The following is a 13,572-nucleotide window of genomic DNA, read 5'->3' as shown; positions in this document are numbered from 1 at the left end:
CAGCGCGGCCTCGGCAAACTCACCCCCGCCGAGTTTGAGATGATCTACAAGGACGCAGAAGCGGCCTGATCACCCCAAACCCCGACTATCAACAAGACTCGGGGCAGACCCAGCCAGCCCAGGTGAGCCGTTCGACATGCTGCTCGATCCATCGCTCCATGCCGCAGCGCTGACCTATGAGGCCAGGCTGCGTGCGGGAGAGGACGTAAAGCCCGCTGATGTCGCGGGTTTGAACATCCACTCCATGGTTGACCTGAGGGGACTCGAACCCCTGACCCCCGGAGCCTGACCCGGCGTCGCCACCTGGCCATCTCGAGCGCGTCGACAACGATCTCCGCGGTGATGCGATCCGAGATCGACCAGCCCACGATGCGCCTGGAGTAGGCGTCGATCACCGCAGCGCAGTAGACCCATCCGTCCCTGGCCCGGTGTTGCGTGATGTCGCAGAACCAGAGCCGGTACGGGGCGTCGGCGCGGAACTGCCGTTTCACGAGATCCTCGTGCGTGGCCGTGTCCGGCTTCCAGCCGCGCCGCTTGCGGCGATGCGAGACGCCAACCAGTCCGTCCAGTCGCATGAGCCGCGCGACGCGCTTGCGGCCCACCTGAACACCGAGGCCCGGCCGCAGCTCTGCGAGCACCCGCGGGGCGCCATAGATCTCGCGGGAGTCTGAGTGGATGCGACGAATCGTGATCGTCAACTCCGCGTCGGCGACGGACCGCGGTGATGGCATCCGCTCCCGCCGTTCGTGGTATCCCGAGGTGGAGACCCCAAGGAACCGGCAGGCCACCGCGACAGGCACACCGTCAGCGGCGAGCTCCTGGACCAGCCGGAACCCCATTTTGGGAGGACGTTCTCCCTGGCGAAGTGCGCCGACGCGCGCTTGAGGATCTCGTTCTCCATCTCCAGCACCCGCAACCGGCGCCTCAGCTCGACGAGCTCCTTGTGCTCCTCGGTCGTCAGACCCGGCTTGCGGCCGGAATCGACCGCATCACGATTCATCCAGTTCCGAAGACAGGACTCGCTGATCCCGAGTTCACGCGCGGTCTGGCCGACGGGGTTTCCCTGGGCAACCAGGCCAGGGCTCGACGCCGGAACTCCGGCGGTCGGGCAGCAGGCATCTCACGGACTCCTTCCGAGACGATCATCGCCTCAAAGTTGGTGTCCGGGAAAGCGGGGCAGGCTCCCATGGCCTGTGCTGCGGGCGTGTCGAGTGGGTCGTTCAGGGGCGACGCGGGAGCGTCGACGCGACGTGCTGAGAGGTGGTTCCAGTCGAGCACTAGCACACCGGCTACAGGCATGGCGATAGGTCAGGAACGGCGTCGCTCCCTACGCAGGAGGGAGCGCAGAGTCTCGGCGTTCGCGTAGCCGACCCGTAGCGCGATCTCGGCGGAGGTGAGGTCCGTGGTTGCTGAGAGGTGCCGAGCTCGTTCGATGCGAAGCCGTTGGACGAAGCCGAGCGGAGTGAGGTTGAGCGCCGAACGGACTCGTCGTTCGAGGGTGCGCCGGCTGGTGCCAAGTGACTGCGCGACGAAGGCGACGTTGAACGGTTCGCCCAGGCGGGCGCGCACGAAGCGTTCGAACTCGACGATGATCGGGTCCTCGTGCCGGAGATGTTCGTAAGCGACGAAGGCCGCCTGCGACGGGCGCTCGTCGATGATGAGGAGCTTGGCGACATGTTGGGCCAGGTCGGGGCTGATCGATCGCACGAGTGAGAGCGCGAGGTCGATGTGGGCGAACGCGGCGCCGGCGGTGACGAGGTTCCCGTCGACCACGACCATGGTGTCGAGATCGAGGGCGACGGTCGGATAGCGCTTCAGGAACTCCGGCCCCAGGAACCAGCTGGTCGTCGCCCGCCGATGATGCATCCGTCCGGTCTCGGCGACAGCGAACACGCCGGTGCACGCCGCGGCGATCCGGGTGGTCGCCTCGTCGAGGCGCCCGAGCGAGGCGATGACCGAACGAGCATCTCGGCTCTGGAGGACGTCGTTGGTAGCGGCGGCCGTAAGGGTTCCAAGCGCAGGGACGACGACCACGTCGAACTCTCCGGACTCCGACAGCGGGTGGTCCACCGACAGGGTCATCGATGCCGTCGTGGTCACTCGCCGTTTCGGTCCGAGGATGGCGAGTTCGATCGGGTCGATCCGCGGGTCGACATCGCCGCGCGCACCGTCGGCCACCCGCACGATGTCGATGATCGACGCGATAGCCGAACCGAAGCAGCCGTCGATCGCGATCAGTCCGATACGCATGACGTAAACAATAGCAATACTGCCGTATACGCCACTACCCACCGGTCCTCGCTCGTCATAGGCTGAACTCGCTTCACCAAGAAACCTCGACACCTAGGAGAGTCCCTCATGTCCACACCCGCATCACTTCCGTATGCCTTCGTCGCCAAGATCGTCGCGGCCGATGGACAGCACGACGCGCTCGCCGATCTGCTCGCCGGCGCTGTCGCACTCGCCAACGAAGAAGTAGGAACGATTGTCTGGTTCGCGGTCAGGACCCACGCCGACACCTTCTGGATCTTCGATGCATTCCCCGACGAGGCCGCTCGCGACGCCCACGCCAACGGCGCCATCGTCGCAGCCCTGATGGCCAACCAGCACCTCCTCAGCGCAGCACCCGAGATCCTGGCGGCCGACGTCCTCGCGTCCAAGCTCCCGTAGTCCGCCAACGCACGAGACGATCGCGCCCCGCCGAGCCGTCGCCAGGTCGCGACGCAACGCCACGCTGCGTTGCCCAGCGGTGCGAGGCCTATCGGCACACGGACAGGATGCCGGCCGCGAGCGCTCAGCCGGCGAGGGGTCCGTCGCAGAGGAGAGCGATGTCGGTGTCGGGCAGAGCCGTGAGGCCAGCGCATCGCGCGACCACCCGAACCGAACCGCCCCTGACCTGCGTTTCCGCAGGTCAGGGGCTGTTCGCCGGAGCCGCCTGTCGGAATCGAACCGACGACCTAATCACGTCGGCTTTGCGTCTATCGCTTGATGCGCCCACTTGACGGCGCTCACTGAAATTCCTCGGTTCTGCTCGGCGGGTTCCAGCGGTCGTCGCTACACGGCTCTCTCGGGACTGTCAGCAAAACGGTGGATCTGGGACTGGCCTGACCGAAAGGAAGGGCTATGAGCCAGACCATCGAGATGATCGATCCTGTGACGGGAGAGATCATCGGTCAGCAACAGATCGCCGAGCAGCTGCTTGCGCAGGCGAAGGAGCAGGGCGTCGGCCTCGTGGGGCCGGGAGGCCTGCTGGGCGGGCTGACGAAGACCGTGCTCGAGACCGCGCTCGAGGCGGAGATGACCGAGCATCTCGGCTATGAGAAGCACGCATCATCGAACGGCGAGAACGCGCGCAAACGGACCCGGTCCAAGACCGTGCTCACCGAGGTCGGTGCCGTCGAGATCGACGTGCCGAGAGATCGTGACGGGTCGTTCCAGCCGAAGATCGTGCGCAAGCGGCAGCGGCGGTTGGACGGGATCGACGAGATTGTCCTGTCGCTGACCGCGCGCGGGCTGCGCAACAAGCCGTTCTACGTCGCCGTCGGCGTCACCACGGCCGGGGAGCGCGACATCCTCGGGATCTGGGCCGGCGATGGCGGCGAGGGCGCGAAGTTCTGGCTGGGCGTGCTCACCGAGATCAAGAACCGCGGTGTCGAGGACGTGTGCATCGTGGTCTGCGACGGGCTGAAGGGCTTGCCGGAGTCGATCACCACGACGTGGGAGCTCGCGGTCGTGCAGACGTGCATTATCCACCTGATCCGCAACACGTTCCGCTTCGCGTCGCGCAAGTACTGGGACCAGATCGCCCGTGACCTGCGCCCTGTCTACACCGCGCCGACCGAAGCCGCCGCGAAGGCGAGGTTCGAGGAGTTCGCCGAGAAGTGGTGCACGATGTATCCCGCGATCCGCAAGCTCTGGGAGAACGCCTGGACGGAGTTCATCCCGTTCCTGGACTACGACGTCGAGATCCGCCGCATCATCTGCAGCACCAACGCGATCGAGTCCCTCAACGCCCGCTACCGCCGCGCGGTCAGGGCGCGTGGGCACTTCCCGAACGACGCCGCCGCGTTGAAGTGCCTCTACCTCGTGACTCGGTCGCTTGACCCCACTGGCAGGGGTCGGGCACGCTGGGTGACGAGGTGGAAGCCCGCACTCAACGCCTTCGCGATCACCTTCGAAGGCCGAATCAACTGAAATGCGCCAGGCCAGATCCACCGTTAATCTGACACACCCTGACGGTGTCGTGCCGGGTCCTGAAGCTCGCAAGACAGCCCTACTACCGGTGGCGCAACAATCCGATCGTGACGCGGACCTGCTGCGCGCGTATCGGATCAACGCGCTCCACGACGCGCACCACGACGACCCGACGTTCGGCTACCGATCCCTCGCCGACGAAGCCCGCCGAGCGGGGTGGCGGATGAGCAGGCGCACGGCGTGGAAGCTGTGTTCGCAGGCCGGGATTCTCTCGTCCTCGCAGCGCCGGCGGCGCGGGAAGGGCAAGAAAGCCGGCCCGCCGGTGTTCGACGATCACGTGCAGCGGGTGTTCCACGCGGACGCGCCGAACCGACTCTGGCTCACGGACATCACGGAGCATTGGACGAGCGAAGGCAAGCTCTATTGCTGCGCGATCAAGGACGTGTTCTCGAACCGGATCGTTGGCTACTCGATCTCGGATCGGATGACCGCGAAGCTCGCCGTCGACGCCGTCCGAAACGCCGTCGCCCGCCGCGGTGAGGTCGCCGGCTGCATCCTGCACGCCGATAGGGGTAGCCAGTTCCGCAGCCGCGCCATGGCCCGCGAGTTACGCCGTCACGACATGGTCGGATCGATGGGCCGTGGCGGCGCCGCAGGGGACAACGCGGCCATGGAATCGAAGCCAAGCTAGCCGAGCCGCTCACACTCGCGGCCTAAACCGAAACTGTCACCAGTTCGTTCCTCACGCCCGCGGCCTTCTCCTCGACCGGTACCGACGCGTCGTCGGCTTCCCATTCGCCTAGTTCTCCGGACAACGGGTCAGTTTCCACGAGCATGGCGGAATCCGTGGAGCACAACAGAACCGATACTGCTTGACTCTCGATGGACCTCTTCGTGTAGTGCACTCGCGACGCCATCGAAACGGAGACTGGCGGAGAACGCCATTCAGTCTCCGGGGTGGGCGGTCCGGTCCGCGAGGAGACGAGCGGCCTCCGCAGCGTATGGTGCTTCCACTTGGACCTCGTAGTGGGCCGCCTCGAGGGTCTTCTGTGATTCGAAGTCCCGTTGGCCGCCCGTAGCCAGGTATCCAACGAAGTAAAGCAAAGCACCCCAAACCGCGCCGGAGGCGACTGAGATGATCACGATGGCCAGCCAACCGAATCCGGGGGCGAACAGCCCGAACAGCAGGCCTAGCAGAAGACCGAACCATGCTCCAGCGGCTGCGCCTCTGAGCGCAGCCTTTCCTCCTGTCAAGCGACCGAGTACATGCTCGACAACACGAACGTCGAGCCCCACGATCGCCACTCGTTCCACAGGGAAGCCGGCGTCGGCAAGACGGTCAACCGCTGCCTGCGCACTGGCGTAGTCAGAGAACCGCGCGATCGTTTGTTTCCAGCGGGGGTCATTGGTGGACGAGAACTCACTAGCGTCCTGTTCCGGAGGGTTGTTGCGAGGGGCCTCGGGGCTTGTCATGGACTTACTCCTTTAGTGAAAACTGGATGAACTTTAGTGAAAACTGGATGAACCACCGTGCTACGACCAGAAGGCTGGGTGCACGCCCGTCTTCGGGTCTTGCAAGGCCGGGTGTTGCACCGTTCGGCATCAGGGCGAGGTCGCCCTTGTTTTGCTTTCGGCGCGTGCCGCGAACGAGAAGCTAACTTTGGCTCGTCGATGGGTCTCCGGCCGGGCGTTGCTCCTGAGCCGAGTGCTGACTCAGGACATGAATCTTGCGCGGCTTGGCTTTCTGGCTGACCGGGATGACCAGGCTGAGCACGCCGTTGTCGTACGAGGCGGAGATGTTCGCCGAGTCCACACCCTCACCGATGCTGAACTGGCGGAGGTAGGTACCCGCCGGTCGCTCCTGAATGAGCCACTTGACTCCCTCGGTGCGGGGTGCAGTGCGCTGGGCGCGGATCGTCAGCAACTGACCGTCGACGTCGATGTCTATCGACTCCGGTTCGACCCCGGGCAGGTCGGCGGTGAGAATGTAACGGTCAGCTTCCCGGTACAGGTCGACCGGCATCACACGCGGTCCCGGACGGGACTGAAGCAGGCCGGACGCGAGGCGGTCGAGTTCGCTCAAAGGATCGAATGACGTTGCCATGATGAATCGTTTCCTTTCCGTATGCGGGTCCTCGGGTCTATCCCGATACCTTGAAATTAGCACTCTCCACACGAGAGCGCCATCGTTTTTGACCCTTTCATCTGGTTGTTTCTCGTACTAAGAATCTGCTGTCTTGGGCGAAATCGTCATGCTGTCACCGCCTCGGCGACGACTCGCGCGAGGCGCTTGCCGATGAGGTGGTTCGTCGCCCGCACACGCCGGACGGTGACCCCCCTCATCCGCTCCACGATGCGCAGCACGGCTTCGGAGCGGAACTCGTCGAGGTCGCCCATGATGACGTCGATGGGGGCTTTGACATGGGCGATGTCGCTGAGCGTGGTCTGTGACTCGATGGAGTGCTGCAACGACTTGACGAATGGCTCCCAGTTGCGTTCAGTGATATCTACAGCTTTGGGGATGGGCAGCAGCCGCTGTACCAGCGCAGCGTGCCGGAGGGTGAACTCCCGGTTCGTGCGGAGGAACTCGTAGAGCCGCAGGTAGAAGTCCATCCGGGCCCGCTCGATGACGTCCCCGATTTCATGGGGTGCCAGATAGATAGGTGGGCTGACCATCACGAGCTTCGCGACTCGCTTTTGCCGCCGGGCGGCGTACCGGGCGCCGATGAGGGCGCCCATGGAATGCCCGACCACAGTGAACGGCTCGCGCAGCCGCAGCGACGCGACCGTCCGCTCGATAGCGGCGACATGGTCGGCCAGGGTGTAATCGGCCCACTCCGGCGCCGGCGACTCGCCGAAGCCGAGCAGATCGATGGCGATGCACCGGTGGGTGCGCTCGAGCAGCGGGATCACGTGGTGAAACGTCACCGACGAGGACGCGATACCGTGCAGCAGCAGCACCGTCGGGCCCTCGCCGCGTTCCTCGGCGATATGCAGCACCGGCATGCGGCGAAACCACCTCATCCGACGCAACCTCGAGCGGATCTCGCCCGCTACGCCCGCACGGGCCACCGGAGGATCCGCGGGTTCTCCCACGGCTGCCGGGTTCGGGGCGGCGTGCGGCGTCAGGTGTCCCTGGATGTCGGAGCTCATGCCCACACCCGACTGTGACGACCCTCGTTCAGGTACTCGTAGATCTGCCGGACCACACTGGCGCCCTCACCCACAGCCGAGGTCATTCGCTTCACAGACCCGTGCCGCACATCGCCGATAGCGAAGACTCCGGGGATGGTGGTCTCCAAAGAGAAGCGAGGGCTTCCGTCCGTCCGCGCGCCGGCCAGCTCCGCCTCCACGCCGGTGAGGATGTACCCGTCAGGATCGCGTGCCACATCGACCTTCAATCCCGTCGTCGCAGGAGCGGCGCCGACGAAGACGAACACGTGCCCCACGCGGAGCTTCTCCAACACGTCACCGTGACGGACTGTGACCGCTTCCAAACGATTGCCGCCGTGTGCTTCCACGACCTCCGAGGACAGCAGCACGTTGATACGGGGGTGATGTTGGATCTGGTCCACCAGGTATCTGGACATTCCCGCTCCCAGGTCCGCGGCGCGCACCACAAGGTGCACACGGGGGGACGTGCGGGCAAGGAACAGCGCGGCCTGGCCAGCGGAGTTACCGCCACCGACAACAGCGACAGGTGTGTCTACGCACATCCGCGCTTCCTGCGCTGTTGCCGCGTAGAACACGTTCGTGGCCTGGAACCGGTCCAGCCCCGCGGCGGGAAGCGAGCGGTATCGCACTCCGGTGGCAAGGACCACCACATCTGAGGTGACCTCCCTGCCATCTTCGAAGGTCACCCGGAAGCGGTCCTCATCCTCTACGACCTCCTGGACCTTGGTCGGGATGTCCAACGTGGCACCGAACTTGCGCACTTGCAGGAGGCTGCGGTCGGCGAGCTCAAAGCCGGAGATTCCGGCAGGAAACCCCAGATAGTTCTCGATCTTCGCTGATGTTCCCGCCTGCCCGCCGGTGGCGACCGCGTCGCACAGGTAGACCGACAACCCATCGGAGGCTGCGTACACCGCCGCGGCAAGACCAGCCGGCCCAGCGCCGACGACCACCACATCGCAGGTGGCCGGCGGGGCGGGCGGGCGCAGCCCCAACTCTTCGGCAAGCCGTGCCGGGGTGGCACCCAGGACAGTGCGTGAGCCGCCGAGGATCACCAGCGGGAAGTCGGCGACGGTGGCGCCGAACTGGCGGACCAGCCGCTCCGCTTTCTCGTCCTCATCCAGGTCCACCAGCCGGTGGGGCAGCCGGTTTCGTGCGACGAAGTCCAGCAGATCCCGGGTCTGCGGGGAGAAGCAGGAGCCGACGATCCGCAAGCCCGCTCCCTCCCCGATGGCCAGGGAGCGGCGGATGAGGTAGGCCCGCAGGATGATCTCACCCAACAGCGGATCCGACGTGACGATGGCCTCCATCTCGTCGACGGGCACCTCCACCACCTCGGCGGCGCCGAAGGCGGAGACGAATACGAAAGACGGCTGTCCTTCCAGCAACCCGACATCCCCCACGAACCGGCCGCGGCCGTGCACCCCGACCGCCAACGGCTCATCGGAGTGACGCGGATCCGCCGCAGGTTCGGTGTCCGCCGTGAGCAGGTGCCCTTCCAGGACGACATACAGGGAGGACGGGTGCTCGCCGGGGCGGATGAGAACCTCCCCGTCGGTGAGTGTGCGGCGCTGCCCTCGTGCGAGCAGCACCGCGATCTGCTCGTCGCTGAGCCGCGGGAAGGCGCCGATGGTGTCAGGCGTCTCGGCCTGAGCGACCTGGCGGAGGTTGGCGGGGAGCGCGTCACTCATAGGTACGCTTCGTCCACGTAGCACCAACTCCAGTTCTCCCCCAGCTCCAGCGACCGCACGATGGGGTGCCCCGCCGTGAACGCATGCGTGCGGGCGTGCCGCATCGGGGAGGAGTCGCAGCACCCGACCTTCCCGCAGGTGCGGCACATCCGCAGGTGCAGCCAGGGCGTGCCGGCCGCCACGCAGTCCTCACATGACCCGGGTGTCCGGGGACGGACCGCGCGGATGAGCGGGACGTGTGGGTCGACGTATGTCATGGGGCACCGCTGGCCGAGTCAGCCTTCTTCTGCAGCGCCTCGTCGACCCAGCGCAGCAGCACGTCCGGCGGGGCGGCTCCAGATTGGCGGGAGAGCACGTTCCCTCGGTTGAGGATGAGCAGGGTCGGCACCGCCTGGACGGAGAACTTGCGGGCCGTCTCCGGGGCGGCGTCCACGTCCACTTTCACCAGCTTGAGCTTGCCGGCACGTTCCGTGGCGACCTTCTCGAGGGCAGGGCTGACCATCCGGCACGGTCCGCACCAGGTCGCCCACAAGTCCACGAGCACCACTTGCGGGGCCTGCTCGACCACCTCGGCGAAGTCCGCATCGCCCGCATTGACGATCCACGGCAAGGCGCTCTTGCAGACGCCGCAGCGCGGGTACCCCGACGCGGCGGCGGGGACACGGTTCTTCTTCCCGCAGTTGGGGCAGGTCACAATCGCGCTCACGGCGCGTCCTCCTCTTCGGCGGGCGCTGCGATGATGAAGACGAGGTCGCCGTCCTGCACGTCCAGCGTGACCGTCGACCCGTCCATCACCTGCCCGCTCAGCAGCGCACGACCCAGCCGGGTCTCGATCTCATGGCTGATGTAGCGTCGCAGCGGACGCGCACCGTACACGGGGTCGTAGCCGCGGTCGGCGATGAACTGGCGTGCCGCGGGCGTCAGCTCGATGCGGATCTGACGCTCGGCCAGCCGGGAGCGCAGGTCGGTGAACTGCAACTCCACAATGTCCTGGATCTGTTCGCGACCCAGTGGCGAGAACACCACGATGTCGTCCACCCTATTGAGGAACTCGGGACGGAAGTGGGCGCGCAACTCACCGAGCACACGGTTTCGCACGTCCTCGGGGATCGCGCCGCCATCGGAGCCCAACAGGTGATGGGCACCGATGTTGGAGGTCATGATGATGATGGTGTTGCGGAAGTCGACGGTGCGTCCCTGACTGTCGGTGATGCGGCCGTCGTCGAGGACCTGCAGCAGCGTGTTGAACACGTCCGGGTGCGCTTTCTCGATCTCGTCGAAAAGGACCACGCTGTACGGGTGGCGGCGCACCGCCTCGGTCAGCTGCCCTCCCTCGTCGTACCCGACATACCCGGGAGGTGCACCGATGAGCCGGCTGACGGTGTGACGTTCCTGGTATTCGCTCATGTCCAGCCGGACCATCGCCGACTCGCTGTCGAACAGTGCTTGCGCGAGCGCTTTGGCCAGTTCCGTCTTTCCCACTCCGGTGGGGCCGAGGAAGATGAACGAGCCGATGGGTCGGCGCGGGTCGCGGATGCCGGATCGGGCACGGATAATCGCGTCGCTGACGAGCGTGATGGCCTCATCCTGACCGACCACCCGCTCCTTGAGGGTGGCTTCCAGGGTGAGGATCTTGTTGCGTTCACCTTCCTTCAGCCGGGCCACGGGGATCCCCGTCCACGCTGCGACGATCTCGGCGATCTCCTCCTCGGTGACCACCTCCCGCAGCAGCCGCTGCCCGCCTTGCTTGGAGGTGAGACGCTCCTCCTCGGCCTGCAGGCGTCGTTCCAGGTCAGCGATAGCCCCGTACCGCAGTTCAGCGGCACGGTTGAGGTCGTAGGAGCGCTCAGCCTCCTCTGCCTCCCGCCGCAGCCGCTCCAGCTCAGCGCGCAGCTCCTGGACCTTGCGGATCGCTTGACGCTCCGCCTCCCACTGGGCGCGCTTGGCGTCCGCCTCCGCCTTCAGGTCGGTCAGTTCCCGGCGCAACTCCTCCAGCCGTTTCTTGCTGGCAGGGTCCGTTTCCTTCGACAGCGCCGCTTCCTCGATCTCCAGGCGGGTCACCCGCCGGGTCAGCTCGTCGAGCTCAGCGGGCATTGAGTCGATCTCGGTTCGCAGTCGCGCACAGGCTTCGTCGATGAGGTCGATGGCCTTGTCGGGCAGGAATCGGTCGGGGATGTACCGGTGGGACAGCACGGCGGCAGCGACCAATGCGCTGTCCTGGATGCGGACACCGTGGAAGATCTCCAGCCGTTCGCGCAGGCCGCGGAGGATCGAGATCGCGTCCTCCACGTCGGGTTCTTCGACCATCACCGTCTGGAACCGGCGTTCCAGGGCAGCGTCCTTCTCGATGTGCTTGCGGTACTCAACGAGGGTGGTGGCACCGATGAGGTGCAGCTCCCCGCGGGCGAGCATCGGCTTGAGCATGTTGCCGGCGTCCATCGCCCCTTCGCTGGCTCCCGCCCCCACCAGGGTGTGCAGTTCGTCGATGAACAGCAGGATGCGTCCCTCCGCTGCTTTCACCTCCGCCAGGACTGCCTTCATTCGCTCCTCGAACTCGCCCCTGTACTTCGCGCCGGCGACCAGGGCAGACAGGTCCAGCGAGAACACAGTCTTGTCGCGAAGGCCCTCGGGCACGTCCTCACGCAAGATCCGCTGGGCAAGGCCCTCCACGATGGCGGTCTTTCCGACACCGGGCTCGCCGATGAGGACGGGGTTGTTCTTGGTCTTGCGGGAGAGGATCTGGATGACCCGGCGGATCTCCGCATCACGCCCGATGACCGGGTCAAGCTTGCCCAATCGGGCGTCAGCGACCAGGTCACGGCCGTACTTCGCCAACGCCTCGTACGTCTGCTCGGGGGTGGCGGAGTTGACGTGCTGGTTGCCGCGGATCTTGGTGAGCGCGCTGAGGAAGCTCTCCCGGGTGACACCGTGCCCGCGCAGCACGCGGGACGCTGGACGGTTGGAGGAGTCGTCGGCGAGGGCCAGAACGAGATGCTCCACGGAGATATAGGAGTCTTTCAGCCGCTTTGCCTCCCGCTCCGCCCGTTCCAGGGTGGAGGTGAGGCTGCGGCTGAGGTACACCTGACCGGTCTGCGGGGATGACCCGGAGACGCTGGGCTTGCGGGCGATCTCCGCTTCGACGTCGGCGAGTACCGCTTCCACGTCAGCACCCGCTGTCTGCAGCAGTCGGGGAACCAGCCCCTCCTCCTGCTGCAGCAGTGCGAGCAGGAGATGCTCCTCGTCCGTTTCGATCTGACCGGCAAGGACCGCGATCCTCTGGGCTGAGGTGAGCGCTTCCTGCGACTTCTGAGTGAGTGAGTTCATGTCCATGAGGTGTTTCCTTCAAGTCGGATGGTCCGGTCGTGCTCGAGCTGCTCGATGCGGGCGAGCAGGTCGAGCACGAGAGCGATGCCGGCGTAGTTCACGGCAAGATCGGAGTGCAGACGCACGATGGTGTGCACGCGGGCGGGGACTGTACGGGCGAACCACAGCCGGCCGCTGGTGTCGACGTGGGCGGTGACCAGCCCCAGCTCGACGAACTTCCGCAGCGTATCCGGGTGGATACCTGCGGCCACCGCGGTCGCCGCCAGGTCGGCCCGGGCGACACGGACGGGCAGGTGATGTGAGGTCATGATCCTCTCCTCGGATCAAACGACGATACGTCGCGGAGCTGTTCGAACAGCTCCTTCTCTTTCTTGCTGAGAGTGCGCGGAACGACGACCTTCACCCGCGCATACAGGTCTCCCGGCTGTCCTCTGCGGGGCATCCCCTGCCCGCGCAGGCGGAGTCGCCTGCCAGTGGACGAGCCGGGTGGAACGTGCACGGTGACCGGGCCGCCGGGGGTGGGCACGCTGACATCCGCGCCCAGCGCCGCCTCCCACGGTGAGATGGGAAGGTCCGTTTCGATGTCCGCGCCGCTGAGCCGGTACCGCTTACTGTCCTTCACGCGCAGCGTGACCAGCAGGTCCCCGTCCTGCCCGTCGGCGCCCGCTCCGCCTGCGCCCGCGATCCGCAGCCGCTGCCCGTCGACAGCGCCCGCTGGGATATCGATGGTGTACTCCTGCGCGCCGCCGTACGGGGACGCGACCTGCACGGTGCGCCGCCCGCCCCGGTAGGCCTCCTCGACGGTGATCTCCAGCTCCGCTGTGTGGTCGGCGCCGCGACCGAAACCACCGAAGCCGCCCCCGAAGAGGTCCTCCCAGTTCACGCTCTGCGCGCCGCCCCCGCTCCACGTGTATCGGGTGCCGCCGCTGCGGCGCGGCTGCTCGGAGGAGCGAGCCGCGTCCGCGGCGGCGTACTGCCGGAAGTTCTCACCGAACCGGTCGTACTGTGAGCGGGTTTCCGGGTCGGACAGCACATCGTGGGCTTCACTGATCCGTTTGAAGGTATCCTCCGCCCCCGGGGTCTTGTTGACGTCCGGGTGGAACTTGCGGGCCTTCTCCCGGTAGGCGCGGCGGATCTCCTTCTGATCCGCCGACCGGGAGACCCCCAGCACGCTGTAGAGATCCTCCGCCAT

At 66.1% G+C, this 13,572-nt stretch carries 13 protein-coding genes and 1 pseudogene; 3 read left to right on the top strand and 11 right to left on the bottom strand.

The window, feature by feature from the left end:
- Window positions 1-44: 44 nt before the first annotated feature.
- Together G3N18_RS16590 and G3N18_RS06300 are read right to left on the bottom strand one after the other, a co-directional pair.
- Entirely contained in the window at window positions 45-839 is a 795-nt protein-coding gene (locus G3N18_RS16590; protein WP_196383469.1) for an IS3 family transposase, read from the bottom strand.
- Between the two features lie 469 nt (window positions 840-1,308).
- The gene (locus G3N18_RS06300) at window positions 1,309-2,250 is read right to left on the bottom strand and encodes a GlxA family transcriptional regulator (protein WP_196383468.1); all 942 of its coding nucleotides are present in this window, start codon (window positions 2,248-2,250) and stop codon (window positions 1,309-1,311) included.
- Window positions 2,251-2,358: 108 nt separating this feature from the next.
- On the opposite strand from G3N18_RS06300, the gene G3N18_RS06295 reads away from it, so the two are divergent.
- From G3N18_RS06295 to G3N18_RS06285, 3 genes and pseudogenes are all read left to right on the top strand, one after another.
- Window positions 2,359-2,670 carry a putative quinol monooxygenase gene (locus tag G3N18_RS06295; protein WP_027020518.1) on the top strand — a complete coding sequence of 104 codons (312 nt, stop codon included), beginning with the start codon at window positions 2,359-2,361 and terminating at the stop codon, window positions 2,668-2,670.
- Between the two features lie 453 nt (window positions 2,671-3,123).
- Entirely contained in the window at window positions 3,124-4,194 is a 1,071-nt protein-coding gene (locus G3N18_RS06290) for an IS256 family transposase (RefSeq protein WP_196383467.1), read from the top strand.
- Between the two features lies 1 nt (window position 4,195).
- Window positions 4,196-4,873, top strand: a pseudogene (locus G3N18_RS06285) (IS3 family transposase); the annotation flags it as partial.
- A 266-nt stretch (window positions 4,874-5,139) separates the two neighbouring features.
- Here G3N18_RS06285 and G3N18_RS06280 read toward each other — a convergent pair.
- The 9 genes from G3N18_RS06280 to G3N18_RS06240 all read right to left on the bottom strand — a co-directional run bounded on the left by G3N18_RS06280 (window position 5,140) and on the right by G3N18_RS06240 (window position 13,572).
- Complete coding sequence (locus G3N18_RS06280; protein ID WP_196383465.1) at window positions 5,140-5,667, bottom strand: YflT domain-containing protein; 528 nt, start codon at window positions 5,665-5,667, stop codon at window positions 5,140-5,142.
- A 181-nt stretch (window positions 5,668-5,848) separates the two neighbouring features.
- Entirely contained in the window at window positions 5,849-6,298 is a 450-nt protein-coding gene (locus G3N18_RS06275; protein WP_196383464.1) for an Hsp20/alpha crystallin family protein, read from the bottom strand.
- 146 nt (window positions 6,299-6,444) lie between these two features.
- Window positions 6,445-7,347, bottom strand: a complete 903-nt coding sequence (locus G3N18_RS06270; protein WP_206693016.1) for an alpha/beta fold hydrolase — start codon at window positions 7,345-7,347, stop codon at window positions 6,445-6,447.
- Window positions 7,344-9,056, bottom strand: a complete 1,713-nt coding sequence (locus tag G3N18_RS06265) for an FAD-dependent oxidoreductase (RefSeq protein WP_196383463.1) — start codon at window positions 9,054-9,056, stop codon at window positions 7,344-7,346. Before G3N18_RS06265 ends, G3N18_RS06270 begins: the two co-directional genes overlap by 4 nt.
- Window positions 9,053-9,313 carry a UBP-type zinc finger domain-containing protein gene (locus tag G3N18_RS16585; RefSeq protein WP_196383462.1) on the bottom strand — a complete coding sequence of 87 codons (261 nt, stop codon included), beginning with the start codon at window positions 9,311-9,313 and terminating at the stop codon, window positions 9,053-9,055. The genes G3N18_RS06265 and G3N18_RS16585 overlap by 4 nt, the downstream gene beginning before the upstream one ends.
- The gene (trxA, locus tag G3N18_RS06255) at window positions 9,310-9,762 is read right to left on the bottom strand and encodes a thioredoxin (protein ID WP_196383461.1); all 453 of its coding nucleotides are present in this window, start codon (window positions 9,760-9,762) and stop codon (window positions 9,310-9,312) included. The genes G3N18_RS16585 and trxA overlap by 4 nt, the downstream gene beginning before the upstream one ends.
- On the bottom strand, window positions 9,759-12,386 hold the full coding sequence (clpB, locus tag G3N18_RS06250) for an ATP-dependent chaperone ClpB (protein WP_196383460.1): 2,628 nt from the start codon (window positions 12,384-12,386) through the stop codon (window positions 9,759-9,761). The genes trxA and clpB overlap by 4 nt, the downstream gene beginning before the upstream one ends.
- Window positions 12,377-12,688: a chaperone modulator CbpM gene (locus G3N18_RS06245; RefSeq protein ID WP_196383459.1), complete on the bottom strand. Its 312-nt coding sequence runs from the start codon at window positions 12,686-12,688 to the stop codon at window positions 12,377-12,379. Before G3N18_RS06245 ends, clpB begins: the two co-directional genes overlap by 10 nt.
- On the bottom strand, window positions 12,685-13,572 hold the full coding sequence (locus G3N18_RS06240) for a DnaJ C-terminal domain-containing protein (RefSeq protein WP_196383458.1): 888 nt from the start codon (window positions 13,570-13,572) through the stop codon (window positions 12,685-12,687). Before G3N18_RS06240 ends, G3N18_RS06245 begins: the two co-directional genes overlap by 4 nt.

The sequence above is a fragment of the Microbacterium paulum genome (genome assembly GCF_015707995.1).
GTDB lineage: Bacteria > Actinomycetota > Actinomycetes > Actinomycetales > Microbacteriaceae > Microbacterium > Microbacterium paulum.
This window is presented reverse-complemented; position numbering and strand designations above follow the sequence as displayed.

What these genes read in the sequence shown, in the direction of transcription:
- clpB (WP_196383460.1), bottom strand. Translation starts at nt 12,386, where the DNA reads ATGGACATGAACTCACTCACTCAGAAGTCGCAGGAAGCGCTCACCTCA.
- G3N18_RS06240 (WP_196383458.1), bottom strand. Translation starts at nt 13,572, where the DNA reads ATGGCGGAGGATCTCTACAGCGTGCTGGGGGTCTCCCGGTCGGCGGAT.
- G3N18_RS06275 (WP_196383464.1), bottom strand. Translation starts at nt 6,298, where the DNA reads ATGGCAACGTCATTCGATCCTTTGAGCGAACTCGACCGCCTCGCGTCC.
- G3N18_RS06245 (WP_196383459.1), bottom strand. Translation starts at nt 12,688, where the DNA reads ATGACCTCACATCACCTGCCCGTCCGTGTCGCCCGGGCCGACCTGGCG.
- G3N18_RS06265 (WP_196383463.1), bottom strand. Translation starts at nt 9,056, where the DNA reads ATGAGTGACGCGCTCCCCGCCAACCTCCGCCAGGTCGCTCAGGCCGAG.
- G3N18_RS06290 (WP_196383467.1), top strand. Translation starts at nt 3,124, where the DNA reads ATGAGCCAGACCATCGAGATGATCGATCCTGTGACGGGAGAGATCATC.
- G3N18_RS16590 (WP_196383469.1), bottom strand. Translation starts at nt 839, where the DNA reads ATGGGGTTCCGGCTGGTCCAGGAGCTCGCCGCTGACGGTGTGCCTGTC.
- G3N18_RS16585 (WP_196383462.1), bottom strand. Translation starts at nt 9,313, where the DNA reads ATGACATACGTCGACCCACACGTCCCGCTCATCCGCGCGGTCCGTCCC.
- G3N18_RS06295 (WP_027020518.1), top strand. Translation starts at nt 2,359, where the DNA reads ATGTCCACACCCGCATCACTTCCGTATGCCTTCGTCGCCAAGATCGTC.
- G3N18_RS06270 (WP_206693016.1), bottom strand. Translation starts at nt 7,347, where the DNA reads ATGAGCTCCGACATCCAGGGACACCTGACGCCGCACGCCGCCCCGAAC.
- G3N18_RS06300 (WP_196383468.1), bottom strand. Translation starts at nt 2,250, where the DNA reads ATGCGTATCGGACTGATCGCGATCGACGGCTGCTTCGGTTCGGCTATC.
- G3N18_RS06280 (WP_196383465.1), bottom strand. Translation starts at nt 5,667, where the DNA reads ATGACAAGCCCCGAGGCCCCTCGCAACAACCCTCCGGAACAGGACGCT.